This window comes from Leclercia sp. M50, assembly GCF_037150775.1.
Classification (GTDB): domain Bacteria; phylum Pseudomonadota; class Gammaproteobacteria; order Enterobacterales; family Enterobacteriaceae; genus Enterobacter.
This window is the reverse complement of record NZ_JBBCPK010000067.1, coordinates 1-25859: the sequence shown is the minus strand read 5'-3', so window position 1 is coordinate 25859 and position 25859 is coordinate 1. Positions and strand designations below refer to the sequence as shown.

General features: G+C 54.3%; 28 protein-coding genes and 1 pseudogene. 8 read left to right on the top strand and 21 right to left on the bottom strand.

Going from position 1 to position 25859, the window contains the following annotated elements:
* The 7 genes and pseudogenes from osmV to WFM46_RS16315 form a co-directional block, all read right to left on the bottom strand.
* Positions 1-492 (bottom strand): annotated as a pseudogene (gene osmV / locus WFM46_RS16345) (osmoprotectant ABC transporter ATP-binding protein OsmV); the annotation flags it as partial.
* On the bottom strand, positions 492-1139 hold the full coding sequence (osmW, locus tag WFM46_RS16340) for an osmoprotectant ABC transporter permease OsmW (RefSeq protein WP_114387163.1): 648 nt from the start codon (positions 1137-1139) through the stop codon (positions 492-494). The pseudogene osmV and the gene osmW, both read right to left, overlap by 1 nt.
* A gap of 9 nt (positions 1140-1148) precedes the next feature.
* Positions 1149-2048 carry an osmoprotectant ABC transporter substrate-binding protein OsmX gene (gene osmX / locus WFM46_RS16335; protein ID WP_336998012.1) on the bottom strand — a complete coding sequence of 300 codons (900 nt, stop codon included), beginning with the start codon at positions 2046-2048 and terminating at the stop codon, positions 1149-1151.
* Positions 2049-2066: 18 nt separating this feature from the next.
* Positions 2067-2777 (bottom strand): osmoprotectant ABC transporter permease OsmY, encoded by a 711-nt coding sequence (gene osmY, locus WFM46_RS16330; RefSeq protein WP_336998011.1) that lies wholly within the window; start codon positions 2775-2777, stop codon positions 2067-2069.
* 262 nt (positions 2778-3039) lie between these two features.
* Positions 3040-3783, bottom strand: coding sequence for a YoaK family protein (locus tag WFM46_RS16325; RefSeq protein WP_156654421.1), 744 nt, complete (start codon positions 3781-3783; stop codon positions 3040-3042).
* Between the two features lie 167 nt (positions 3784-3950).
* A complete protein-coding gene (locus WFM46_RS16320) occupies positions 3951-4574 on the bottom strand; it encodes a glutathione S-transferase family protein (protein WP_263950881.1) in 624 nt (207 codons plus the stop codon).
* Between the two features lie 44 nt (positions 4575-4618).
* Positions 4619-5620 carry a GlxA family transcriptional regulator gene (locus WFM46_RS16315; RefSeq protein ID WP_336998010.1) on the bottom strand — a complete coding sequence of 334 codons (1002 nt, stop codon included), beginning with the start codon at positions 5618-5620 and terminating at the stop codon, positions 4619-4621.
* 119 nt (positions 5621-5739) lie between these two features.
* Between WFM46_RS16315 and WFM46_RS16310 the strand changes: the two genes are divergently transcribed.
* Positions 5740-6381: an HD domain-containing protein gene (locus WFM46_RS16310; RefSeq protein WP_336998009.1), complete on the top strand. Its 642-nt coding sequence runs from the start codon at positions 5740-5742 to the stop codon at positions 6379-6381.
* A gap of 293 nt (positions 6382-6674) precedes the next feature.
* Here WFM46_RS16310 and WFM46_RS16305 read toward each other — a convergent pair whose 3' ends face one another.
* The gene (locus tag WFM46_RS16305; RefSeq protein ID WP_159338985.1) at positions 6675-7235 is read right to left on the bottom strand and encodes a hypothetical protein; all 561 of its coding nucleotides are present in this window, start codon (positions 7233-7235) and stop codon (positions 6675-6677) included.
* Positions 7236-7301: 66 nt separating this feature from the next.
* Here WFM46_RS16305 and WFM46_RS16300 point away from each other — a divergent pair, with 66 nt between their 5' ends.
* The 3 genes from WFM46_RS16300 to WFM46_RS16290 all read left to right on the top strand — a co-directional run bounded on the left by WFM46_RS16300 (position 7302) and on the right by WFM46_RS16290 (position 8393).
* Positions 7302-7577, top strand: a complete 276-nt coding sequence (locus tag WFM46_RS16300; protein WP_336998014.1) for an SDR family oxidoreductase — start codon at positions 7302-7304, stop codon at positions 7575-7577.
* 27 nt (positions 7578-7604) lie between these two features.
* Complete coding sequence (locus WFM46_RS16295) at positions 7605-7901, top strand: nitroreductase (protein WP_103179448.1); 297 nt, start codon at positions 7605-7607, stop codon at positions 7899-7901.
* Positions 7902-8171: 270 nt separating this feature from the next.
* Positions 8172-8393 carry a hypothetical protein gene (locus WFM46_RS16290; RefSeq protein ID WP_156654427.1) on the top strand — a complete coding sequence of 74 codons (222 nt, stop codon included), beginning with the start codon at positions 8172-8174 and terminating at the stop codon, positions 8391-8393.
* Between the two features lie 119 nt (positions 8394-8512).
* On the opposite strand, the gene WFM46_RS16285 is transcribed toward WFM46_RS16290, so the two are convergent.
* The gene (locus WFM46_RS16285) at positions 8513-8707 is read right to left on the bottom strand and encodes a hypothetical protein (RefSeq protein WP_180210315.1); all 195 of its coding nucleotides are present in this window, start codon (positions 8705-8707) and stop codon (positions 8513-8515) included.
* Positions 8708-8822: 115 nt separating this feature from the next.
* The gene (locus tag WFM46_RS16280; protein ID WP_336998008.1) at positions 8823-9710 is read right to left on the bottom strand and encodes a LysR family transcriptional regulator; all 888 of its coding nucleotides are present in this window, start codon (positions 9708-9710) and stop codon (positions 8823-8825) included.
* A gap of 153 nt (positions 9711-9863) precedes the next feature.
* Between WFM46_RS16280 and WFM46_RS16275 the strand changes: the two genes are divergently transcribed.
* Complete coding sequence (locus tag WFM46_RS16275; RefSeq protein ID WP_156654428.1) at positions 9864-10961, top strand: NADH:flavin oxidoreductase; 1098 nt, start codon at positions 9864-9866, stop codon at positions 10959-10961.
* Positions 10962-11002: 41 nt separating this feature from the next.
* On the opposite strand, the gene WFM46_RS16270 is transcribed toward WFM46_RS16275, so the two are convergent.
* Both WFM46_RS16270 and WFM46_RS16265 read right to left on the bottom strand, forming a co-directional pair.
* Complete coding sequence (locus WFM46_RS16270) at positions 11003-12178, bottom strand: MFS transporter (RefSeq protein ID WP_336998007.1); 1176 nt, start codon at positions 12176-12178, stop codon at positions 11003-11005.
* A gap of 60 nt (positions 12179-12238) precedes the next feature.
* Positions 12239-13372, bottom strand: coding sequence for an alpha/beta hydrolase (locus WFM46_RS16265; RefSeq protein WP_336998006.1), 1134 nt, complete (start codon positions 13370-13372; stop codon positions 12239-12241).
* A 115-nt stretch (positions 13373-13487) separates the two neighbouring features.
* Between WFM46_RS16265 and WFM46_RS16260 the strand changes: the two genes are divergently transcribed.
* Both WFM46_RS16260 and WFM46_RS16255 read left to right on the top strand, forming a co-directional pair.
* On the top strand, positions 13488-14372 hold the full coding sequence (locus WFM46_RS16260; protein ID WP_180210310.1) for a LysR substrate-binding domain-containing protein: 885 nt from the start codon (positions 13488-13490) through the stop codon (positions 14370-14372).
* A 448-nt stretch (positions 14373-14820) separates the two neighbouring features.
* The gene (locus WFM46_RS16255; protein ID WP_336998005.1) at positions 14821-15294 is read left to right on the top strand and encodes a hypothetical protein; all 474 of its coding nucleotides are present in this window, start codon (positions 14821-14823) and stop codon (positions 15292-15294) included.
* A gap of 114 nt (positions 15295-15408) precedes the next feature.
* Here the strand turns inward: WFM46_RS16255 and WFM46_RS16250 are convergent, their stop codons facing one another.
* The 9 genes from WFM46_RS16250 to WFM46_RS16210 all read right to left on the bottom strand — a co-directional run bounded on the left by WFM46_RS16250 (position 15409) and on the right by WFM46_RS16210 (position 24695).
* Positions 15409-15648, bottom strand: coding sequence for a DinI family protein (locus tag WFM46_RS16250; RefSeq protein ID WP_103179457.1), 240 nt, complete (start codon positions 15646-15648; stop codon positions 15409-15411).
* Positions 15649-15733: 85 nt separating this feature from the next.
* Complete coding sequence (locus WFM46_RS16245) at positions 15734-16531, bottom strand: phosphotransferase family protein (protein WP_336998004.1); 798 nt, start codon at positions 16529-16531, stop codon at positions 15734-15736.
* Between the two features lie 107 nt (positions 16532-16638).
* Positions 16639-18828, bottom strand: a complete 2190-nt coding sequence (locus tag WFM46_RS16240) for a TonB-dependent siderophore receptor (RefSeq protein ID WP_103179459.1) — start codon at positions 18826-18828, stop codon at positions 16639-16641.
* A 314-nt stretch (positions 18829-19142) separates the two neighbouring features.
* Positions 19143-20345 carry an MFS transporter gene (locus WFM46_RS16235; RefSeq protein WP_336998003.1) on the bottom strand — a complete coding sequence of 401 codons (1203 nt, stop codon included), beginning with the start codon at positions 20343-20345 and terminating at the stop codon, positions 19143-19145.
* A 44-nt stretch (positions 20346-20389) separates the two neighbouring features.
* Positions 20390-21151 (bottom strand): SDR family oxidoreductase, encoded by a 762-nt coding sequence (locus WFM46_RS16230; protein WP_103179461.1) that lies wholly within the window; start codon positions 21149-21151, stop codon positions 20390-20392.
* 4 nt (positions 21152-21155) lie between these two features.
* Complete coding sequence (locus tag WFM46_RS16225; RefSeq protein WP_336998002.1) at positions 21156-21344, bottom strand: hypothetical protein; 189 nt, start codon at positions 21342-21344, stop codon at positions 21156-21158.
* A gap of 154 nt (positions 21345-21498) precedes the next feature.
* Complete coding sequence (locus tag WFM46_RS16220; RefSeq protein WP_336998013.1) at positions 21499-22437, bottom strand: GlxA family transcriptional regulator; 939 nt, start codon at positions 22435-22437, stop codon at positions 21499-21501.
* 240 nt (positions 22438-22677) lie between these two features.
* Positions 22678-23640: a LysR family transcriptional regulator gene (locus WFM46_RS16215; protein ID WP_336998001.1), complete on the bottom strand. Its 963-nt coding sequence runs from the start codon at positions 23638-23640 to the stop codon at positions 22678-22680.
* A gap of 518 nt (positions 23641-24158) precedes the next feature.
* Positions 24159-24695, bottom strand: coding sequence for a carboxymuconolactone decarboxylase family protein (locus tag WFM46_RS16210; protein WP_336998000.1), 537 nt, complete (start codon positions 24693-24695; stop codon positions 24159-24161).
* 396 nt (positions 24696-25091) lie between these two features.
* Between WFM46_RS16210 and WFM46_RS16205 the strand changes: the two genes are divergently transcribed.
* Positions 25092-25673, top strand: coding sequence for a DUF4142 domain-containing protein (locus tag WFM46_RS16205; protein ID WP_180210825.1), 582 nt, complete (start codon positions 25092-25094; stop codon positions 25671-25673).
* Positions 25674-25859: the final 186 nt, after the last annotated feature.

Sequence of the window (25859 nt, the reverse complement as noted above, 5' to 3'; positions counted from 1 at the left end):
CATCAGCAGTACCGGAGGATCCGCCGCCAGGGCGCGAATCACGCCGATACGCTGCTGCTGACCACCGGACATCTCCCGCGGATAGCGGTTGAGGAACTTATGCGGATCCATCGCCACCATATCCATCAGCTCTTCGGCGCGGGTTTTACAGCGGGCTTTATCCCAGCCCAGCATGCGCGGTACGACGGTGATGTTCTCTTCGATGGTCATGTTCGGGAACAGGCCAATCTGCTGGATCACGTAGCCGATGTTGCGGCGCAGGGTCACGGTATCCATCTCGCTGGTGTCCTGGCCATTGATCTGGATGGTGCCGCTGCTCGGAGTAATCAGCCGGTTAATCATCTTCAGGGTGGTGGTTTTGCCGCAGCCGGATGGGCCGAGCAGGACGCACATCTCCCCTTCGGGCACGTTCAGGTTGACGTTATCTACGGCCTTAAATGTCTGGCCGTGCTTCTGTGAAAATTGTTTGGTGAGGTTTTCCAGTTTTATCATTATCGAATCCCCTTTGGAGTCAGAACGATCTGCAGACGGTGCAGTAACCAGTCGAGCACAATCGCTAAAAGACAAATCATCAGCGCGCCGGCAATCAGCATACGAATATCACTCCCGCCAATGCCGTTTAGCAGCAGCAGGCCAAGCCCGCCCGCGCCGATGACGGCGGCAATGGCCATCACGCCGATATTCATTACGACCGCGGTACGGATGCCGCCGAAAATCACCGGCAGCGCCATCGGAATTTCTACCCAGCGCAGGCGTTGCCAGAAGGTCATGCCGATGCCGCGACCCGCTTCGCGCAGGCCGGGCGGCAGGCTGTCCAGCGCCGTATGGGTGTTACGCACAATCGGCAGCAGCGAGTAGAGAAACACCGCGGTAATGGCGGGCAGGGCGCCAATACCCTGACCGATCATGGAAAAGAGGGGGATCATCAGGCCGAACAGAGCAATCGACGGGATGGTCAGCACGATGGTGGCAATCCCCAGTACCGGCGTCGCCAGCCATTTGTGACGCACGATCAGAATGCCCAGCGGCACGCCGATAATAATGGCCAAGCCCACCGCCAGCGCCACCAGCCACAGGTGCTGGAAGGTCAGGGTCATGATGTAACCCCAGTTATCAAGAATGTAGTGAATAGTATCCATAGCGCCTCCTTACAGCAGCTGCTTACTACGCAGGAAATCACGGGCGACCTGCTGCGGTGACTGATGATCGATATCCACCTTCTTGTTTAGCTCGGTGATGACGTCGTTGTTAAGCTGGGCAGAGAGGGTGTTCAGCGCCTCTTCCAGCCCCGGGTTGGCTTCCAGCGTATCCTTGCGCACCACCGGGGTCACCGCGTAGCTCGGGAAGAAGCCTTTGTCATCTTCCAGCACCTTCAGATCGAAGCCTTTAACGCGTCCGTCAGTGGTGTAAACCAGCCCGGCATCGACAAAGCCGTCGCGCACCGCGTTATAGACCAGGCCTGGGTCCATCTGGCGAATTTGCGGGCGATCGAGCTCCATGTTGTAGGCCGCCTGCAGCGGCTTCATGCCATCGCTGCGCCCGGAGAATTCAAGATCGAGACCCAGCATCCAGTTGTTATCCGGATCGGTTTTGCGCACCTGCTCAATCTTCGCCACCAGCTCTGACATGGTGTTGATATTTTCTGCCTCGGCGCGCTTACGCTGCATGGCAAAGGCGTAGGTGTTGTTCATGTCAGCAGGTTTGAGCCACACCAGGCCGTGCTTCGCATCCAGGCGTTTCACCGTCTCGTAAGACTCCTCTGGCGACATGCGTTTATTGATGTGGTTAAAGATGATCAGCGAGGTGCCGGTATACTCCCAGGTCATATCGATCTGCTTGTTGATCATCGCATTACGGGAAATGACGGTGGCAATGTTGGTCTGAGGCTTAACTTCAAACCCTTTCTTTTGCAGATACTGCACGGTCATCGCCGAGAGAATATGCTGTTCGGTAAAACTCTTGGTCGCCGGGATCAACGGCGCCGCGAGCGCCTGGCTGGTAAAGAGCGCGACGGTACAGAGCGCCGCCAGGCCGGTAAATAGTCTCATAGAAGCTCCTTATTATTGTTATCGCGCGAGATGCGGGCTCATCAGACGGCCCAGCGCCGCCAGCAACGTATCCAGAATCAGGGCGAACAGGGCGGTGGCCGCCGCGCCCAGGATTAGCGTCGGGAAATCATTCAGGTAGATGCCGGGGAAAATCAGCTCGCCGTAGCTGCTGGCGCCAATCAGGAAGGCCAGCGGTGCGGTACCGACGTTAATGGCGGTGGCAATACGAATACCGGAGAGCATTACCGGCCAGGCGTTAGGCAGCTCCACCTTGCGCAGACGCTGCCATTTGGTCATCCCGATGCCGTTTGCCGCTTCCAGTAACGATGCCGGAACCGAGCACAGACCAGCGTAGGTGTTACGCACTATCGGCAGCAGCGAGGCGAGGAACAGGGCGATAATGGCGGGCGTATCGCCGATGCCAATCACCACCATCGCCAGGGCCAGAACTGCGAGCGGTGGCAGGGTGTTGCCGACGTTAAAAATCTGCATAACGTATTCGGCGATACCTCGTGCGGCCGGACGGCTCAGCAAGATACCGCTGGGGATACCGACCAGCAGGGCGAAGAACATGGATGAGAAGACTAAAATCAGATGCTGTCGCCCGAGATAAACCAGGTCAACCTGGCGCGCTTTGATCGTCTCCAGCCCAATTCCCCAGACGAGGAGGGCGACGACCACAATAATGGCGCCGACAAAAAGCAGCGAGCGTTTTAATAAAGTATGCATTGCGGTGTGTCTCCCTGTGCGCATGCGTTCGTTATAGCAACCATCGATTGCCTGTTGTTATGCCATGTTTTGGCAGGGGTATTTGAGCTATAGCAAGGGTTTGGGAAGGGTTCCAGCGAAGCGGTATTATTCCTAACCTTATGAATACTGCGGAAATATGAGGTTAAGCCTTACGGGGTAAGGGCTGGATACCGGCAGGCAGAATAATCTTAAAGATAATTTCATTAAGTGACACCGTCACTTAATGAAGAAGTAGAGTCTGTTATTTGCTGAGTGCAGCGCGAACCTTTCGCACCCGCAGCGAGGTGCTGATGATAGAGAAGGTGGCGACGAAAACCAGCATTAAGCCCAGGGCCAGCATCGCATTAAACCCAAACCACCTGAACAGGACCAGCCCGGCAATCCCTCCCGTGATAAACGAGAAAAGGGTGGTGAGGTGGGTTGTAAGCTGGCTGGTTTGTGCGGCGGTATCTTTGGAGTAATCCCGGCGTAGCATCGCCACCACCACAGAGGCCAGCGAAATGCCTGCGTCGGTTAAGGTGCCGGTAATATGGGTGGAGCGTACCCGTCCGCCGGAAAGTTGGGTGGAGGTGGAATTATGGATCCCCATCAGCCCGCAGAGAAAAACAATAATTTCCCTGTTAGTCGTGAAGGTATGAAAATAGATTTCATGCAGAGAGACGCCGGCCAGTAATAACCCTTCAATAAACAAAACCTGACAAAAAATGAGCCGCACATTGTGCATGATGCCCCATAAAACAATTATCCGCGCAATAATTGCCCCGGTCACAAACGACAGAATAATGGTGGCGAAGAAAATAATATCGTTCAGATCCGTTGAGGAGACTTCGCTGGAAAATTGTGAGGTATTGCCTGTCATATGGGAAGGAAAGAAGCCAAAAGCCCCCAGCGCAATGGCATTCAGCAATCCTGCGGAGGTCGCCAGCCAGAGGGCAAGACGACGATCCTCCTGATGGGTTCGTTCTTTCTTAAGTTTAATCAGCAAAGAATACCTCCGGTTTGAGCTTTGCCTGAATAATCAGGCTAGCAAAGCCTGGTCATGGATTGTCCAGGATAGTACTTAATTATTAAGGCACATGAGGTGGGCGAGAATTAAGTAATTAAATAAAATAACCTTGATAACAAAGTGCTTATTTACCCGGCGCATTATGCTCAAAGCATGCCATTATTTCCGTGGCGCATAAACGCCGGGCGCAGATTTAAGCGTTCAAACCAGGCCTCGATAGCGGGCACCGGTGGATGCTCAAAAGGGGTCATCTTCCAGCGGTTCACCGACAGCCCCAGCACCACATCGGCCAGGGTAAAAGTGTCGCCCGCCACCCATGCCCCGGTGCGTTGCAGCTGTTGCTCAAGGATCGCGATATGGTGGTTCCACTCCTTAATCCCGGCTGCAATTCGCGCCGGATCGTTAAAGTCCGGGTTTTTACGCCCCAGGGCCGGAAAGACATAGCGCCAGGCGTTATTAAATTCCGTCGCCTGCCAGTCCATCCAGCGTTCGACGTTGGCGCAGGCTTGTGGATCTGTCGGGAGAAGGTCGTCCCGCCCGGTTTTGCGAACCAGATAGCGGCAAATGGCGTTGGATTCCCAGATCACGAAATCATTGTCGATCAGCACCGGCACCATCGCATTCGGGTTCAGCGCGCGAAAGGCATCGGTTTCCGTTGAGGCAAAGCCGCTGCCGTAATCTTCCTGCAGATAGTCCAGACCCACTTCTTCACAGGTCCAAAGCACTTTGCGCACGTTAATGGAGGTGGTTTTGCCGAGGATTTTTAGCATGGTGCAGGTGTCCTTTGTCGGATGAGTTAACAACAACAGAGCCGTTATTCAGTGATTTTAGGGCAAACTTGGGTGGGGAAGTATTCCTGTTGGCCTACCATCTTCCGATAGGCGGCAGGCGTCATGCCTGTGAGCCGACTGAACACACGCCGCATGACATCCGGACCTGAGAAGCCGCATTCTGCGGCTATTTTTTTCGCGGGCAGCTTCTCTTTTTCAATCAGCAAGCGCGCTTTTGACACGCGCTCACGCTCCAGCCATTGAGCCGGGGTCAAACCGATCTCCTGGCGAAAAATACGGGTAAGATGCCTTTCACTAAGGTTGATGTGTTGCGCCAACATGGAAACCGAGCCAATCTCTTTAATATTCTGAATTGCCCAACGCTGAAGATCCTGGAGTGCTGAGCGTCCGTTCAGGGAAAGTTGGCTTCGTCTGACAAAGTGCGACTGATTAACAGGCCGACGAAAGAACATCACTAACTGATCCGCAACCTCGGCCGCAATTTCCCGCCCCAGATCTTCCTCCACCAACCTCAATGCCAGATCGAGGCCGGATGTCACACCGGCGGCAGTACGCACCCTACCATCGGCGATAAACAGCGCATCGCTTTCCACGACTATTTCAGGATGTCTGATAGAAAGCAGTTCCGCACAATTCCAGTGGGTAGTGACCTGCTTACCGTTGAGTTTTCCGGTAAGCGCCAGCAGCAGCGCGCCAGTACATACGGATCCAAACCGCTCACTTTTTTCGCATAAGGCGGTAATACCCGCCAGGACATTGCTCGCTGGCGTATAACCAGACATACCTGGTGCGCCCGCAATGAGAAACGTATCAGGAACGAGTTCTGAAATATCCGCGAGTGAAAAATCTGCCGCAAGCCTGACGCCGGACGAGGCCTGCACAACAGAGCCACTGACGGAAACGACATACAGACGATAAAATTGACGTCCCAGGATTCTGTTAGCCTCAGCAAAAACATCTATAGGCCCGCCTACATCAAGCAACTGCACGCCCGGCACCGCCAGTATGGCAATGGTATGACTCATTTTCTCCTCCCGGCGTCTGAATAGATCCAGATGTCCTTATTCGTCGTAAAAGTACGGTGGCAGACATGAATGATAAACCCTAATTTAGAGGTACACCATAGCCATCTAAGGAGTTATTCATGCGTTCTGCAATTAAAGGTATCAGCGTCCCGGACAGCCGTATGGCCAGAGAAGCCACGGAATTTATCAGGGACACCGAAACAGAGCTGCTGTTTAATCATTCAAGCCGGGTTTATTACTGGGCGGCCCTGGCTGGGCAGGAAAGAGGCCTGAAAGTAGACAGTGAGCTGCTGTACATTGGCTGTATGTTTCATGACATTGGACTCACCCATGAGCATTGCAGCTGTGACAAACGTTTTGAAGTAGACGGCGCCAATGCGGCACGTACCTTTCTGGAGGGATATGGTATCGCTCCTGCCGACATTGATAAGGTATGGACAGCCATTGCACTCCATACCACACCAGGCATACCTGAGTTTATGGCACCAGAAATAGCCCTGGTTATCGCAGGCGTGGAAATGGATGTGCTGGGAATCGATTATGAAAAATTCGCAGAAGCAGATATTAAAGCGGTTACGCAGCAGTATCCCCGTACGCCAACATTTAAAGAGGATATTATTCAGGCATTCTATGACGGTATAAAACACAAGCCGCAAACGACATTCGGTAACGTAAAGGCTGACGTTATTAAGGATAAGGAACCCGGTTTCTCTCCTTTTAACTTCTGCAATATTATCCGGCAGTCACGCTGGCAAGGGTGAGCCGCCGCAACGCAATAATCGAATGAGGGCAGCAGTTAAATATCAGGGATGATCTTCAGCTTATAATATGGATGATGCCTTCACAGGTGGCGCATGACGTTTAGCTGAAGACGTCATGTGCCTTTTTGCGTCAGCTTACGGTTTGCGTATATGCCGAAAAGCAGATTGCGATCTGTTATGATAGCTGTATTACGCTTCATATAGCGTTTTAATTCATAGGATCTGGGGCCGCTCCTGGCACAGGGCAGTTATTCAGTTAAGTTAACTTTTGTGTCCAGGTTCATAGGTAAACATTACCGCACAAGCAGATCCAGCCAGTCTGGGTTCTCAATTTTACGGGAATAGGGCAGCATCGCACGATTAATCAGCGCAAAGAATTCGGACTCCCCCATCCTGACTGCTTCGCTTGTGCCAGGTCCCTCCCATTCATCAAAGAGATGCCAGTAAAGCGATTTCAGGGTATCGACCACCGCAGAGAAAATCTTTACGCCAGGTTCAAGCCAATAACACACCAGAAAAGACAATTTCTGTTCGGCATCATGGATGGACGCGCACCTGGAAAGTTGACGCATAAATAGCTTGATCCAGACCAGTGCTGCCGTTTTTAGCGGGGGCAGATCTATCCGCTGCTCTGCCATGTACCGTGACAGATATAATTCAACTTCAGCCCGTACAGGTTGATTATCAAGCGCCAGTGAAGCGAGGATCAAAAGGGTCTCCGACTCATTTCCTGCGGTGATTTGATCTTCAGCCCATGCAATGATCAGGCCGTCCAGATCGTCATGAAGAAAGGGATATTTCTGTGAAAAAACAAGCAACCCGAGCAGGTCATTGAGTGTGTATTGAGATGGCATCTGATATTCCCTTTCCTTTTTGGTTTACATAAACCCTACCAAGGATAATTTCCGGGTCCATCAGAAATTGAATGCTGGGTCTATATAACTATCTTTGGCCGCCTCGTTATCGCCTTCCACAACGCCGGGATCCAGAATGTGCTGGCAGAGATCGCGGACGCAACAGCAGAGGATTTCGACCGCGTCACGGCGGTAAACCTGCGCGGCGTCAGGGGTTGCATGAAGTATGAACTGCAACAGATGCGTAAGCAGGCTCTGACCGTTTTAAACTTAAGAATGTCTTACTATTTAAGTGGTGCTGTATTCATTTATTATATTTGTTGCAATATGACCGATTTTTAGAGTTTCTAACCTTCTCGAGGGACAATAATGGAAAAAAATTTCACGCCAGAACAGATAGAAATGATCAATCGTATTGTCTTTGCACACATTGATCGGATGAACGAGAAAGCTGCTGAAATTGTTGAAGAAACAGAGAGAGCAGCACACCATGAACTCCAGGAGAGCGGGATTGATATGACTGATTTCTCTCCTGCTAATAAGAGTTTTTTGATGGTTACGCTCATCCAGAACCTGATAGATCGTGTTCACGGCGGCGATATGACGGTTGCCCAAAAGTTAATAACGATGGAAGCCAAAAGGCTTAACGTCAGCGTAAATGAATAATGTCCACTTCAGGTAGATAGAGAGAGATGGCATGCCGGGCATGCCTGTTTCATTTAAAAAGGCATTCAATTATTCCTCTGACACCCACATGAGTAAAGTGAGCACGATAGGTACTGCATCCCAGCGCACTGAGTAGCACCACATCTGCCAGAGTGGCTTGCCGGATTTATAGCGTCATAAGCTGCCGTCCTGATGAAATTCACGATTCAGGCACTATGCCTTAACAGCCAGTGATAAAGTAGCAGGCAAACATATTAAGGGATTATAAATATGCAGATTGTTTTTGTGCCCGCCTTAATCGTCGTCCTGATTGATAAAGAGCAGGAGCTGGGGCGGGCGTTAACACAGGAAGAGGTAGAGGCAATCCGCGATGGTGCTACGGCCATCCGGCTGCCGGACGAGGCGGCCAACGATATGATCAGAGAGCGCGGCTACCGCGATATTGACCCAGAAAATGTCTGGCAAGAGTGGGTGGCGTATAAAGCAGGCTGACGCAACCACGTCAGGTCAGCCTGTCTGAGATATAGCGCCTATTTCACCAGAGCAAACAGATCGTTCAGCGATTCGCTCATGGTACAGCCGATATTAATGCAGGTGCCGCAATCCATGGCTTACCATTCAACTGTGATTTTCCCGAAGTGCTTTCCGCCCGCAAGGAGGCTGAATGCTTCGCTGACAGAGGCCAGCCCTTCAAACCTGTCGGAAATGGCGGGGCGGATCCCGGTCTGATTCTGCGCTCTGACAACGTCCTGCCGCATACGATTGCTGCCGACCACCAGCCCCTGGAGACGGGCTTGTTTCGCCATCAGCCCGGCGGTCGGAACAACGCCTTACATACCCGTCAGGACGTCAATCAAGGCAATATGGCATTGAGCGGGGGCCATCTCCGGACTGAAAAAGAGAGATCTGTCGTGACATATTTCAGCCCGTAGCGGTTGAGATCAGCGATGACTTCAATTTATCAATAAACATACTGACCCGCAGAGGAAGATAACGTGTTGTTGGCAGTACGGCCCAGACCGATAACGCCTGCGGCCTGACATCAGAAAAATTAATCTCAACAAGCGTGCCTTCGTGGAGCTCTTTCATGACATCCCAGCGGGTAAGCTGCGCAATGCCCAGTCCGTTAGAACAGAGTTCTCTTATTCCTTCGACGTTATCGGAGCTGAAACGCCCATCAACACCGATCCTGATAACGTCACCATCACGTTCAAACAGCCATTGAGGCACGCTGCTGAGTCTGAGGCAACTGTGCTGCAGTAAATCTTCAACAAAATGAGGTACGCCATTCGCCTTCAGGTAATCGGGTGAAGCGCAGACGATCCGCGGATTATCAGTAATTTTGCGGGCAATGAGCGTGGAGTCTTTTAATGGCGCGATGCGGATGGCGACATCGAATCCTTTCCCAACAATATCAACTACATTCTCGCTGAGTTGAAGGTCAATATTCAGCTTTGAATTGTCCGCTAACAGTTCAGAAACCAGAGGCAAAATATTTCGTCTTCCAAAGCCTGATGGGGCAGTGATCCTCAGTAATCCGGACGCGCCCTGGGTTGAGGGAGAGAATAGCGCGCGGGCACCTGCCTCTGCATCAATAAGCGCCCGTGCGTAAGGCAGAAATTCCATTCCTTCCTGAGTTAAAGAGACAGAGCGCGTCGTTCTCTGTAAAAGGCGCGTTCCCAGCTCGTGTTCAAGGGAGGCGAGGCGTCTTGAAACGGCCATGGCGGAAAGACCCTGTCGTTTCGCTGCCTGCGTCAGACTGCGCGTTTCGGTGATAACGAGAAAGAGTGAAACATCCTGCAAATTCATAGCGGCTCCGGTATCAGAATCAGCGCAAAAGTTATCTAACGGCCATCGTGATTATAACGATAAACGTTATACAGCCTTATCATTTTGCCCCGTTTAAGCCTGATTAAACAATGATTATAGTGCGTTTACGATTTAATTAATCAGGAGTAACGTATGAACAAATCATCCCTTTTTACCCCGGGGCATATTGGAAAGGTTGTCTTAAAAAACCGTCTGGTGGTGGCGCCCATGACCCGTGTCACCGCCTCAGTGGAGGGCATCGCCAGCGATCGTATGACGATTTACTACGAAGACTTCGCCCGGGGTGGATTCGGCCTGGTGATATCAGAAGGTATTTACATTGATAAGGAATGGTCACAGACCTATGCTTTTCAGGCTGGCTTAACCAGCCCGGAACAGATTGCGGGATGGCGCAACGTCACCGACGCAGTCCACAAGCATAACGGCCACATTTTTGCCCAAATCCAGCACGCTGGCGCATTGTCGCAGGGGAACTATTTCAGGACGGGAACAGTGGCACCAGGCGCCGTTCGTCCAGTGGGCCAACAGATGTCATTTTATCGTGGAAAAGGTGAGTATCCTGTACCACGTGAACTCAGTGAAGAGGAGATCCAGAAGATTATCACAAGCTTTGCCGATGCGGCTGCGGCTGCCGTTTTCGACGCTGGCTTTGATGGTGTGGAGATCCATGGTGCCAATGGCTATCTTCTCGATCAGTTCTTCACGGATTACACCAACCCGCGATCTGACCGCTGGGGCGGGGACATCGCTGGCCGCCTTCAACTCAGCCTTGACGTCATTCAGTCTGTCAGACAGCGGGTAGGTCATGATATTCCGGTAGGGATCCGTATCTCGCAGGGGAAAGTGAACGACTTCTTCCATAAATGGGCTAATGGGGAAGACGATGCCCGGGTGGTATTTTCGCTGCTTGCGCAATCCGGTATCGATTATCTGCACCTGACGGAGTATGAAGCCTGGCAGCCAGCATTTGCTGATAACCCGCTCTCACTTGTCGAACTGGCCCGTAAATATGCGCCACAGCTGACGATTATGGCTAATGGCAGTCTCCACGATGAGGCGCGGGCAATACAGGTCATGGAGAAGGGAGCCGATTTCATTGCACTTGGGCGCGGCGCGCTGGCAAATCACGACTGGCCTGAGCGTGTTGCCGCAGGCCGAACCTTACGCGAATTTGACAGCTCAATCCTGGGCCCCATTGCCAATATTAAAGATTCTGAGCTTTCTCTCTGATCCTCCTGCCCCGGCGCGTGCTCCGGGGTATTTTCTTGATTCTACTGGTTTTTAGATGCCGTCAAAAATGTCAGCGCCCCCGCGCTCAGCAGCAAAATAGCACTCATGCCAAAGGTGCTTTGCCAGCCAAGGTTATCGAACACCATGCCGCCCGCCGTGGAGCCCAGCGCAATCGAGAGCTGGATCACCGCCACCATCAGTCCACCACCGGCCTCTGCATCCTCGGGCAGAGTACGGGCGAGCCACGTCCACCATCCCGTTGGTGCTGCGGTTGCCAGCAGACCCCAGAGTCCCAACAGCAGGGCGACGATCCAGACGCTGTGCCCGGTCAGGATCAACATTCCGGCAATGATGGCCATCAGCAGGGGAATCGCCATTAACGTCGGGTAAAAGCGTGTATTTAAAAAGCCGGCGATAATCAGCGTGCCAACAAATCCCGCGATACCGATGGTAAGCAGGATCAGTGACAAGCCGGAGGCGCTGACGTGGGTGACGGTTTCGAGGAATGGGCGCACGTAGGTGAATAACGCGAACTGTCCCATAAAGAACAGACCGCAGGCTAACAGGCCCACGCGCACCACAGGCTGGCGGAAAAGGCGCAATACCGTACCCTGTGCCGCCCGGTCATTCTCCATCTTCGGCAGGCTAAAGCACTGCCAGATGAACGCGATGATTGCCACCGGAACCAGGCACAGAAAGGCTCCGCGCCAGCCGATGGTGGCTCCAAGATAGCTGCCGAGCGGGGCGGCCACCACCGTTGCCAGGGCATTACCGCCGTTGAAAATCGCCAGCGCACGGGAGACCTGATGTTGCGGCACCAGGCGGATGGCCGTCGCGGCAGACATGGACCAGAAGCCACCGATGGCGATCCCAATCAGGGCGCGCCCGATCATATAGACCAGGTAGCTGGACGCAAAGGCAATAAGCAGCCCGGACGCCGCCATCAGAGCCGTCATGCCCAGCAGAAGCGTTTTACGGTTCATATTCCCGGCAATATGGGTCAGGCTCAGGCTGGTCAGGACCGCCAGCGCGCCGGAGATGGCAATCCCCTGGCCGGCCAGACCCTCGGTGACGCCTAAATCGCGGGCAATGGGATTCAGCAGGCTGACCGGCATAAACTCCGAGGCAATCAGGACAAATACGCACAGGGTCATGGCAAAAATAGCGCCCCAGTACGCGCGTTCGTTACTCTGTGTGGTTTGGCTCAGTGTGGACATAATCAGATTTCACGAAGGGGGAAAACAACGCCACCTGCCAGGGACAGGTGGCGGAGAGGATTACTTCAGGCTGGTTTTGAAGAATTGCTCAAACTGCGCAAACGGGATCTTACCGGCGACGTTGTCGTAAAGATCGACATGGTTAGCGCCCGGGACAACCACCAGCTCTTTCTGCTTGCTGCCGACAGCTTTGTAGGCATCTTCAGCAAAGTAGCGCGAGTGCGCCTTTTCACCAGTGACGATAAGTGTCGGGATGGCGATCTCTTTGGCATAGCTCAACAGCGGCATGTTCATAAACGACAGCGGCATGGTCGCGGTCCATGCGCCGGTGGAGTTTACGGCGCGCTCGTGGAAACCACGCGGCACCCGGTAGTAATCAAAGAACTCTTTCAGTACCGGATGCGGATCGGCAGGTAACGCTTCCGGCAGAATACGTTCAGCGGCGGTCGCTGTGCCGTTTTCGACATAAATATCATGCCCGGCATGGGCAAAGGTGCCGCTCTCTGCATCTTTCCAGCGCTGCTCGTTCAGATACTGGAGAACAGCATGGCGATCGGCTGCCGAGTAGCGGTCTTTACCGTCACCCACGCCGTGGCCCATCGCCCGGCTCATGTCGTACATCACGCTGGTGGCGACCGCTTTCACGCGGGTATCCATCGAGGCCGCATTCAGCGCCATACCGCCCCAGCCGCAGATGCCAAGGATACCGATGCGGTGGCGATCCCCCTCTTTTTGTAGTCCAAGAAAGTCCACCGCCGCACTGAAATCTTCGGTGTTGATGTCGGGAGAAGCGACATTGCGCGGCTGCCCGCCGCTTTCACCGGTGTAAGAGGGATCGAATGCCAGGGTGACAAAGCCCTTCTCCGCCAGGGTCTGGGCATAGAGACCGCTGGACTGCTCTTTCACTGCGCCGAACGGTCCGCTGACCGCGATGGCCGCCAGCTTGCGATCGCCCCGGTCTTTCGGCAGATAGAGATCGCCCACGAGCGTAATGCCGTAGCGGGTCTGGAAGGTGACTTTACGGTGATCGACCTTTTTGCTTTCAGCAAATGTCTTGTCCCATGTGGTGACCATCGACACCGGGGCGTTCGGATTGGTTGTCTCTGCATAACTCATGGTTGTTACTCCACTTAAAGAGGCGCATAGCAGCATTGCAGGCATGGCTGCCGTCAGTTTTTGGGTGAATGTTTTCATAAGAGGTACCGGGCTGTGTTGTGATGTTGAGGCCAGTATAGTTAGCAGTAATAGTGATGATTAGAGGGGGAAGGATGCTAAGATTCATATCATATTGTTATGAATTGGTGGCGTTATGGCGAAGCGGGAAAATTACAACGAGCTCTATCTCTTTATGCAAGTGGCGCGGGAGGGGAGCTTTACCGCCGCAGCCCGGCGGCTTGGGTTGGCCCAGTCGGGGATCAGCCGCTCTGTTCGCGAGCTGGAAGAGCGGCTGGGCGTGCAGCTACTGGTGCGCACCACGCGCAGGCTATCCCTGACCCAGGCGGGGGAGCAACTTTATCAGGCGACAGAATCCGCCTTCGATGCTCTGGATAGCGGGCTTGCCACGCTGGCGCACTACCGTGAAACGCCTTCCGGTACGGTGCGCATTAACGCCAGTCAGCATGCCATTGATAAATGTCTGTTGCCGAAGCTGGCGATATTTAAACAGCGCTACCCGGATATCCGGCTGGAGCTGATGAATGAGAGCCGGTTTGTGAACATCATTACCGAACGCTTCGACGCAGGTGTCAGACTGGGGCCGGAGGTGGGTCAGGGGATGGTCGCGGTGCGCATTACGCCTGACATGGAGATGGCCGTGGTCGGTACACCTGAACATTTGCGCCGCTACGGCTTTCCCCAGACGCCTGCGGATTTAGTTGCCCACCCCTGTATTGGCTATCAGTTTGCCGATGGGGGCCTTTATCAGTGGGAGCTCATTCAGGACGGTAAAAGCGTCACCCATCGCCCCGAGGGGCAGTGGGCATTTTCTGACAGCTATATGGAAGCCGAAGCCGCCCGGCTGGGCCTGGGGCTGGCTTATGTGCCGGTCGAGCTGGTGGCGAACGATCTGGAGCGTGGGACGCTGATCCGGGTGTTGCAGCGCTACAGCCTGCGCATGGACGGGCTGTTCCTCTATTATCCTCACCGCAACGTCTCACCGGCCCTGAGAGCGGTGATCGATACGCTGAAAATCTGAGCGGACGTTTTGTTAGCCGGGCAAGGGCAGCGCTTATCTCATTACTATCATGGTGGCGCTGGCGGAGCAGCCGACAGGCTGGCCGTTTTCTATGTGGGCCCAGTACGGTTATCCGATGCCGGGCATGGAGCCAATGCTGAGCATAATGCTCTGGCACATAAGTTAACCAATCAGATCTGATATCTCCAGGTCATCAGCTATATCAGGCTATTCATCTATAATGACTATTGCAGTTGAAATTGCACAGGAAGCTGCACCCTGGTCAACGTTTTCATTCTGCCGACACAGTAAGACAGGCTTAGGGCAGTGCAGGATGCAACTGATTACTCAGATGAAAGCGCTTAAATAACGTGGCCATACACATGCGTGAATCAGGCCGGGAGTGACTGCCTTGCCCCCTAATAACACTTAATAATTAATAAAATTCTGTTTATCCGGGAGATTAATTATGAAAATAATCAGATTTGTATATTCCGCTCTAATTGGTGTTGTCGCCAGCTGCCGTTCTATGACGCCGATGGCGGCCCTCGCAGCAGCACGCCTTGCCAGACGCGACACTCCGGGGAGCCTCATACTGCTGGACCGTCCGTTATTCAAATTTGGCGCGTTAGCGATGGGGGCAGGTGAGCTGTTTGGCGACAAGATGAAGTCAGCGCCAGACCGCACCGTGTTTTTGGGCTTGTCAGCGCGTGTGGCCAGTGCAGGAATTGCGGGCGCCGCATTGGCACCCAAGGGAGAAGAAAAAACCGGGGCAGCAATCGCTATCTCTGCCGCTGTGCCACTTGCCTATGCCACACTGGCGGCACGCAAAAAAGCCATAGCAGAAATTGGGCAGACCAGAAGTGGCATAATTGAAGATACGCTCATCGTCGCTATCGGCGCAGCGGTAGTCTACTTCGCAACACGGCCAAAACGTCTTTAAACGTTCTCACTCTTAAAAGGTTGATCCCGGCAGGTCATAATGAAGGGGTCAGTAACGGCTTCTGGCACGAAGCGGTCTCCGGCACCTACTATGATTATGCGCGGCTTTCTGAGCTTAATCCGCAACCAGCCACATATCGGCTTCTTCAAACATCTCTTCGAGCATACGGTTCAGCTTTTCCCGATCGCTTTTACTGGCATCGCTATTCAGGCCGTTCGCCTGCATTGGCTTAACCTTTACCTCGGCATCCGGAAAGATCCGATGCACTCGCTTCGTTAGTTCAGCCAGGATGATCTCTCTGGCGCCCGGAAGCCCGGCAACATTTCGTTTGTCGTACACCAGTTCAACGAACATTACATACCCCTTATAAATACTGTTTTAATGTACAGCATTTTCACCGGGGTAATGATGCCTGTCAAGGTCGCCCGTATGACTGTATTCATAATCGTCGTGCGGTGTCCTCTAACCAGTCAGGGAGGTGTGATTGATACCAGGTTTGATACAAGGAGAACGCGCTCTTTTGCCGCTCGTAAAGTAACACAATGACTTCGGTGACAATCCATGCCTTAGCGATGGCAATTTCTCTCGTTAATTCATTGACACTATGGTGATAAGTTAACGTGCAGTAGCGTTCAGCGAGGTCCGTATACGCTCGCATCGTCCCCATTCCCTTTATAAGTGGGGCAAGGTCGATAGCAGGACTCCCTTTTCCAAACCGTTCCCAGTCGAACAGCACGACCTCACCATTTTCTCTTCTTCCCCAGTTACCCGCATTGCTGTCCCCTGAAATCAGACGGTGGCCGCTAAACAGCACATCACTACGCTGCTGAAATTGCTGAAATTGCTGAAGCTGCCGTGCGCTTTTTTCAGGTAACGCCAGCAGGATGAGCGCTTTTTCGAGCGCCCTCTCTGACCATGAGTGCGGGTGGTAGTGCCATGCGGTATTCACCGGATAACGGTGCAGACGTGCCAGCATCGTGAGAACCTCATCACTGGCGACATCAGACTGTTCAACCGGGTAAGGAATATACTCCATGCATAATTTGCGCAGGGTGACATCGGCGGAAAAGAGTGCCGGAGTCGCAATGCCCGCCTCGTTAAGCGACGTCGCAGCATTCTGATAAAAACCAAACTCCACCGCGCCAACAGGAGACTTTTCAATAACGGCCTGACCGCTATGACTGACCGTTAGCGCTACATTGGCGGCCCCCATTCTGGATAAATCCCGTGCAGGCATAGACGATCCTCTCAGCAGTAGCGGGTGGGTTGCTCAGGATCCAGAGTGTAACGTAAATGGGCCGTTGCGCTAAAAAGTGCCGCCCGCGTTGCAGGCGGCAGCCACTGTCAGAACAGAACCGAGTAGTTCAGACCAAATGTACGGCCACGGCCTTTGTAGGTATAGAGGTTTTCAGCGCCGTAGGTTGGGCTGTAGAGACCCGGTGCGCGCTGGCCCCATGCGGTGGTGTAGTCTTCATCCAGCAGGTTTTCGACGCTGAAGCTCAGCTTACCGACCGGCAGAAGATAACTGCCTAAGAAGTCCACGGTGTTATAGCCATCGATCTTCTTACCGGCTTCATCAGAGAGGTCGAACGTCTGGGTGCTTTGCATACGCAACGTCCAGTCGCCCGGCGCCCAGGTAACCCATGCGCTCATTTTAGACGGGCTGGCGCTGTCTACCGTCAGCTTTTCCCACTTTCCGTCGACGCGGGTTTCCGATTTGATGACGTTGAAGTTTGTACCGGTGCTCCACTCGCTGTCGGTGAAGAAATAGTCGATCTGGCCTTCAACACCGTAGATACGACGTTCGTCATCTTCAACGTTGATGGTCATGTCGCTTTTATTAATGTTGATGGTTTTGTCAGACAGAGAGTAATACCCGGCAATCTGCGTGCGCAGATTATCCCCGGTGTAACGCCAGCCCAGCTCGTAGGCATCAACTTTGATCCCGTCGAGTTTTGAGTCGTTCACGTTCACGCTGTTGACCAGGCGATAATGACCGTTCACCAGCTGATAGGTGCCGGAGCCATAATATTTCGCCAGATCCGGGATCTCAAAGCCCTGGGAGAAGTTAAACCACAGCTGCTGGCGTTCGGTCAGATGACCCAGAATACCGGCGTTAAACAGCAGGTTGTTGTAATCCGTCTTTCCGCCCGGCACGGCGTCTGCGGAGGTCGCTCTGCCCGTGGCAATGGCCTGCTGCTGCGTATAGCCAATAAAATCATCAACCTTGTTTTCCGTGTACTGATAGCGCACGCCGCCGCTCAGGGTGATCGCGGAGAAGTCGTAGCTACTTTGCAGGAACGGGGCGAGGTTAGTAATGCTGTAGCCCGGATAGCGTCCAACGTTATAGGCATTATCCAGCTTCATCCCCCCGCTGGCCGCCGCCTTGCTGAGGTCGAAAAATTGCTGGTTGGCGTCGAAGGTTTCATGCTCGGCATCCACACCCCATGTCAGCGTCAATGCCTCCACCGGCTTGCTGTTGATGGTGAGCTTGCCGCCGTAGAAATCGGTTTTTTGCTGCGATGCGCCAATGCTGGTGACCCGACCGCCGGAAAGCGTAGGGAAGGGGTAATAGGTCAGGCTCTCATCGCGGTAGTAAATCTGGGCGAGCAGATCCTGGCCCCAGAAATCGGTGTTGGAATATTGCAGGTTAATCAGGTGACGTTCAGTGCCGGGGATACGGTCGGAGTCGAGATTGTTTTTGTTATAGGCGTTGCCCGCGCCCGTTACTGCCGAGAAGTTCTCGCCCAGATAAAGGCCGTGCTTACCGTCAGATTCACTTTTGTAATACTGCGTGGTGAGCTGCAACTGCTGATGATCGTCGATATTCAGCGTGCCGGTGCCCATCACGTCCAGACGGTCAGAGTATTGCAAACCGGTCTGGGTGTTATCGATGATCACCTCATCGCCATTGCCATCGTACCAGCCACCAAAGCGCTGATAGGCCACTGACAGGCGCCCGGAAGCGTTATCGTTGCCACCGCTCACCGCCGCTGCGACGTTCTCGTCATTATCGTTATGGCTGTTGAAGCCAGTTTTCAGGCCGGTCTGGAACTCGACTTCCGTTTCCGGCTGGCCCTTTTTGGTGACGATATTGATTAAGCCGCCGGTACTGCCGCCGCCGTAGAGGGAGGTGGCGCCGGAGATGACCTCAATGCGGGAAATATTAAACGGATCGATTGAGTCCAGTTGGCGGCTGTCGCTGCGCGAGGAGTTTAAACGCACGCCGTCCACCATCACCATCATGGATCGACCACGCATATTCATCCCGTAGTTGGTGCGCCCCTGGCTGCTGACATCCATGCCGGGAATTAACTGCGCCAGCACCTCTTTCAGCTCCTTACCCCCCTGAACCTGCTGTTCAATTTCAGCCTGTTCCACAACCCAGGTGGTCTGCGCCATGTCGGTGATGCTGTGATTGGTACGGCTGGCAGCGACCACCAGCGTCTCATCTTTTTGTACTTCGGCAGAGGCATTAGCGGCTAATGTCATGAATAAACATGAGCTTAGCGCGCGATAACTGTGCGATTTCATTATTGTGATCATCCTGATTTTTCAACGAGCCGGAGGCATGGATGCCCCGTAGCGCAAAAACATCACCGCAGAGGTGATAGTGATTATCAAGATGATATGAATAATCATTTCAATGTAAACAGGTAATGTTAAAAATTGTTTCTATAATGGCATGATATTTATGGGGTTTTTGGGGGTTGCACCGCCGCTTAAGTGGGGAAATACCAGAGGTTGCCCCACGTGCGTCGCTGTCGTCACGACAGTAACCGCTTGCTTCGGTGATGAATCATCCCCGCCATTATCTGGCAGGGATCTCAGCATCGCTGATACAGCGCTCAGGCTTCATTTTTACAGGGCTCAGCGATTACCACAGGTTTTCTGAGCTTTTCTGACAGCCGCAGGCTGATCAGCGCCAGCAAAATAAAGGTCACCGATATGCCGGCCAGCCCGTAAAATCCCGCCAGGGGATAAACCCACGAGGCTACCGCAGAGCCAAATCCAATGCCGCCGAACATAAAGGCGCTGGTCAGCGCCAGAGCGATACCACGGTGCCGGACAGACGACAGTTCAACGATCCTGCGTTGCTGACTAGGCCAGAGCAGGTCGGTGGCAAAGGCCCAGACAACGAGCATCACCAGCAACACGACCAACATTTTCGGCAGCAGGGCAATCAGCGCGGTGTCCACAATCAGCAGCGTCATGCCCGCCATCAGCAACCTTTCAGACGTAAAGCGCGCGGCGGCTCGGGTCACCCAGAGGTTGCCCAGTACCCCAGCGATACCCAGTACCGCAAGCGCCGCGGAGAGAGCCTGCGTCCCGCCGGTGTAGGTATCGCGTATGAGCGGGGCGATGAACGAATAAAAGCTGTAAACACCGGAGGTAATGAAAAACACTACCAGGAATGCCGTCAGGTATTTTCCTTGTGACAGGACGCTGACCATTTCAGTAAGCCGGATGCGCGACCCTGTGCGCTCATCCGGCACCGTCAGGAGGATGTTCAGCCCGCTCAAAAGGCTTACGCCGCCCACCAGGGCAAAAAGCGCTTTTGCTCCCCACAGGCTGGCAATCCACGCGGCGAGGGGAATACCGGCGAGGCTCGCCATCGATACCCCCAGGAGTACCATGCCGATAGCGCGACCGCGTTGCTCTTCATGAACCAGCTCTGAACCCAGCGCAACCAGCACCGGGCCGATAAATCCTGCCCCTGCGCCCATCAGTATGCGGGAGGCGAGTAGCGCATCGTAGGAGGGTGACAGCGCAAACGCGAAGGCGCCAGAGCCAAAAAGCCCGATGCCCGTGAGCACCAGCTGGCGACGGCGCCAGTGACCAAACATCACCTGAACCAGTGGGGCGGCCAGGGCAAAGGTCAGGCCGAAAATACTTAGCAAGCGTGCGCTCTGTGCATCGGTCAGCTGCCAGGCGGCGGAAATAGCGGGCAGGCTACCCGCGACAGAGAGCGCACCGGTCGCCTGGACAAAATAGGCGATGCTCAGCGCGCGCAGGGCACGGCGCTGGGAAGCGGTGATAACAGCGTTCATGATCCATCTCCGGAAAGAACAGGGGCGCGAGGCCCCTGCAGAGCTTACTGAACAGGGATTGGGTTATCCGCGACCGACTGGTTGAACTGGTTCACCAGGGTATGCTCGTTTGCCCCCGGGTTATCGCGCACAGGCAGCACGCGATCGACGATAGCTTCAATGGTGTCTGTACCGAGCTTGTCAAACGTCTCGCTGATGAACGCCTCCAGCGGCATGGCGCGCGGGTCACCGCTCTTGTAAATCAGATCCGTATCCACCCACGGCGGGGAAATTTCGATGACCTGCACGCTGGTGTCGCGCAGCAGGAAGCGCTGGGAAAGGGTGTAGGAGTGAATCGCGGCTTTCGTCGCCGAATAGAGCGCGTTGGTGGCCAGCGGCAGGAAGGCCAGCACCGAGCTGTTGTTGATCAGTACGGCGTCTGGCTGCTGTTTGAGGTGCTCAATAAACGCCGCGCTGACGCGCACCGGCCCCAGAATATTGGTGTTCAGCAGCGTAACCGCCTGGGCGTCATCCAGCTCGCCTGCCGCGTTGTCAAACGGCATGATACCGGCGTTATTGATGACCACATTCAGGGCCGGATAGCGCTTCAGCACCTGCTCTGCGGCGGCCTGAATGCTGTCGGCGCGGGTCACATCCAGCACCACATAATCCATGCCCGGACTGGCGGCGGTGACATCCTTCAGCAGCGCCTCCCGGCGCCCGGAAATGATCACCTGGTTACCCAACTGATGGAATTTTTCTGCCATCGCGCGGCCGATGCCAGAGGTGCCGCCAGTGATAAAGATGGTGTTATTGGTCAGTTTCATGGTCTTACTCCTTCGCAGAATCGTTAAGGGACGGAATGGTAATGCGTGGGTCGCGAGCAAATCCGATGAGCGCCGCGTCAACCCTCTCCCGTGCGCTCATGACGATATTTGGATCGCGCGGCTCAACCGACAGACCGCCTTTGTCACAGCACGGCGTGGCGGTGGCGTGGACCAGGTGGGTGTGCTGCGTCATGTTGTTCACCTTGTCAGTTATCGGGTCGGTGAATACATAGTACGCAGTCAGGTGCCGGCGCGGCTGACGAGAAAGGTCGTGATTTCGGACATCATGATGGCCGGATGCCGGTCATCATGAGTCAGGAGGGAGAGGAGCCAGAAAAAGAGGACGATCAGGCTTTGCCGGTGCGCAGCGACTGGGGGGGAATGCCGTAACCCCGGATAAAGACCTCGCGCATATGACGGCGATCGCGGAAGCCGGATTCACGGGCAATGACCTCCATCGACAGCTTGCTCTGCTCGATCAGCAGCCGGGCATTTTCCAGCCGCAGTCCTTCAATCGCTTTGGCTGGCGATTTTCCCGTTTCAGTGCGGAACAGGCGGCTGAGCTGCCGCGCGCTGACGTGGACCGCATCCGCAATGCTCTCGATGGTCAGGGGTTTGCTGAGGTTGTTGCGCGCATACTCCAGGGCTGACTGCAGGCGGTCGCTGCGAGGGGAGAGCATCAGCATCTCAGAGTGCTGCGTCTGCCCGCCGGAGCGCCGATGGTGCATCACCAGCAGGTGTGCCACGGAGCGGGCCACTTCGGCACCGAGATCTTTTTCAACCATGCCCAGCGCCATATCCAGCCCGGCGGTAAGCCCCGCTGATGTCCAGATTGCATCGTCAATAATAAAGATGCGGTCCTCTTCGACGCGGGTAGTGGGATGCAGGGTCTTGAGACTCTGCGCGTGCATCCAGTGGGTAGTGGCGCGACGGTCAGATAACAGACCCGCCTGACCCAGCACGAATGCCCCGGTACAGATCCCTGCCACCCGACGCGCCCGGGGAGCGTGCGTCTGCAGAAAATCAACAATGCCCTGCGATGCGGGCAGCTCCAGGGGCGTCAACACGCCCGCCACCAGCCAGGTATCGATCTCCATATTTGCAGCAACAGGCTGGCTGTCAACGCCGAAGCCGTAAGAGGTTTTCACAGAACCGCCGCGCTCTGAATAAACGTTACAGTCATAAAAAGGTTCGCCAGCCACCTGATTCGCAAACTCAAAGATACTCAGCGTGGACAACCCCAGAACCTGAAAATGATCGGAAATTAGTAAACCTACCCGGTGCATCATTGTCTCCTGATACTTCTTTGACCAATACGCATCTGCGGTCAGTCTGGACGAAACCAGGATGAACACAGACGTTGACTGCGTGTTTCTGGATGATGCGGAAGCACACATTGCCCGCCAGGCATAGCAGGCGGGGGCAGAATATAAAATCACCGCAAGCGATAGCGGCAATCAGGTTGATATGACCGCAACGCTGTCAAAATAAGCCTGGTAAGGCCATTTCCCTGAAACGGCCTTTTATCAGGCGCTGTCCGCGGGTTGCGCATCCTGAGCACCTGGCAAAAAAGCAGGATGAGTGTGCATCAGCGCCGTGACAGCTTTGAGTTTTTCACGCAGCTGCGCATGTAGCTCGCGTATCGCAGGCGAGAACTGTTTACGGTGAGGGCAGATAAGGTTAAGTGGCACCCCCTCCCCAGGCTGTTCCGGCAGCAACACCTCAAGCCGGCCTGCCAGCACGTCTGCGCTAACATCGATCCATGATTTATAGGCAATACCCATTCCCGCCACGGCCCAGCGACGGGCAAGATCCGCATCGTCACACAGCATCCGGCTGCTCACCGTCAGCTGGCGTCTGCCGCCCTTTTCCGGAAAGGTCCATTTGTCATAAACATGACCGTTCAGCGTATAAAGCAGACAGTGATGCAGAGCCAGCTTGTCGAGCTGTCGTGGGCGGCCCTTCTTATTCAGATAGGCGGGAGAGGCGACCAGTACACGCCGGTTATCTTCCGCCAGAGGCAAAGCAACGTAGCTGCTGTTTTCCAGAACGCCGTAGCGGATAGCCACGTCCACCGGATCGCGAAACACATCGCTGACGTTATCGGATATGAAGATACGCAGCGATACTCCGGGATGCTTCTCGCAGAACGCAGTAATTACGGGCAGTAAAACGTTGCGCCCGAGATCTGAGGGGACGGAAATTTTTAGCTCACCCTGGATTTCATTTTCTCCGCTCTGAAGTCGCTCCGCGCCCGCTTGCAGAATATTCAGCATCTCCTGCGCATAGGGCAGCCAGGCTTCCCCTTCGGCAGTGAGACGCAGGCTGCGGGTTGAGCGGGCAAACAGCCGTTTATTCAGATCCCGCTCAAGGCGATTGACCGCCGCGCTGACCTGGCCGGGGAGAATATCGGCTTCGCGCGCGGCGCTGGAAAAACTGCCCAGCGCGGCGGAACGGACGAATAAGGTCACATCTTCAAGACGTATCATGCAGGCTCCAGAGTACGAAAGGCTTTCTGTTTCACGCTGACAGCGGGCTTATCGTTAGCGGGCAGATTTCAGCCAGGGTAGACCAGATAATGTCAGCCATCACGTCGCGATTCTCTCCGGCGTCCTCTTCAGGAATGTTCAGCCCTGGCTGTGCCACAACTGTTAAACAGAAAACAGCCGTCAAAGGCGGGGGTTGTTCAAGGGCGCATCCAGAAGGAAGGCCTCAATGTTGTCCCAGCCATGCGGTTGTTTTTGCAGCAAAAACCAATCGTTTTAATATGCGTTCTGCGCGTCAAAAAAGCCAGACTGCGGAAAATAAAAAAAACCGATCGGTTTAAAATTCCTTGCTTGTTGAGCAAGGCCGCGCCGGGCCAGGCAAAACCTGTTGCAGGGGGCGCACCTGCCACATTTCGTTAACGAAAAAAAGGCCCGGCGCTTCACGCACCGGGCCCGTTAAAAAGTAAAAAATCAGGAGAGGCGTAGGGTTACGCTCTCCTGCGTCGCTGACGTTATGACCCTCAGCTCACTTTGGGAAAATCGACAACGGTGTCGTTCACGCGGTTCACCATATTGGTAAACAGGATGGCGCTAACGGCACCGATAGTTTCCACGACCTTCTGGTCGCTGAATCCCGCCTGACGGAAGGTCTCGACGTGCTCAGCCGCCACGGTACCGCGGGATGAAACCAGGTACTGAACGAACTTCACCAGCGCATCAATGTGCGCATCCTCGCTGAAGCGGGCTTCACGTAATTCACGCGTCTGATCGTCAGTGTATCCGGCCTTTTTTGCCATCAGCGTATGTGCCGCCAGGCAGTAGTCACAGCCAGACTCTTCGCTTACCGCAAGGTTAATGGCTTCCAGTTCGCGCGCACTGAGACTCCCCTTATGCAGTGCGGCGTTCAGTTGCAACATCTGGCCCAGTATTTCCGGGGATTGCGTGCCAATGGTCAGATAGGCGTTCGGCACTTTACCCATGCTGCCTTTGATGGCGCTGAACAGCTGTGCGGTTTTACCGGTGGCTTCGCCTTCGGTGATGGTATGTAAGCGGCTCATCATTTGCTCCTGATTTTATTGCGGTAATTGTCAGGTGACAGAACGTAATGGTTTTGTCACGTCGGGTTCAGGAGCACAGTACTGCGCCAGAAGAAGAGGAAAAAGTGATCAGCCGAATTAAGACTTTCTCTCCAAGAGGTTAAATGGAGCTGATTACAGCGGCATAAGTATTACGTTGCACCTTATCGTACACCGTCAGTAAGGCCGGAAGCAGCTTGAGCCAGTAGCGTAAGCGTTGCTATACACCCGTAAACCCGGCTGCGGTAAATATTCCCATTAAATCAGGGGGAGGAGAATCATCCCCTATACTGACAACTGCGGTTGTCATTTCCACAGGAGGCGACGCGCGGTTAATGACCTGACATCAATCTTACCTATGACCATCAGGAGAACTCTATGCAGAAACGTAATAACCTGAAAATGCTGCTGACCGCATCGGCAGTAGCCGCGATGTTCTGCACCGTCGGTGTGCAGGCCCAGTCGACAAGCGCCGCCCAGAGCAGCGCCACAAGCCAGACTGCAGCGGGCGAAAAGCTCAGCTCGGGTGACGAAAAAGCGTTGAAGGATATGGCCCAGGCCAATATCAATGAGGTTGCCGCCGCTAAAATCGCGCTGAGCAAGGCGCAGAGCAGCGACGTTAAAGCCTTCGCCCAGAAGATGGTCGACGACCACGGTAATGCCCTGACTAAAGTACAGGCGGTCGCCGAGAAAAAAGGGGTGACCCTGCCGACCGAGCCGGACGCGCAGCATAAGGCGATGGCGGATAAGCTGGAAAAAGCGAGCGGCGACGACTTTGACAAGATGTATATGGAAAATGCCGGCACCAAGGATCACAAGATGGTGCTCTCTAAGCTGCAAAGTGATGCCAAAAACATCAAGGATCCCGATGTGAAGGCCCTGGCCGACGAGCACACCCCGGTGGTGGAGCAGCACCTCAAGTCAGCCGAGCAAATGAAGATGGACTCAGACAAGAAATAAAACATGTAACCCGATTGTCCGGTGGGCGCGGGATTCCCCCGCCCACCATGGCACCATCGCGGTGCACCCTCCCTGTGCTCTCTCCCCAAATCGGTGAATCCTGACGCTGTTAAAACATCAACCTCATGATAAACCTCATAAATAATTTCTGGCACATCCTTTGCTTTAACCAATGTGAAAGGGCAG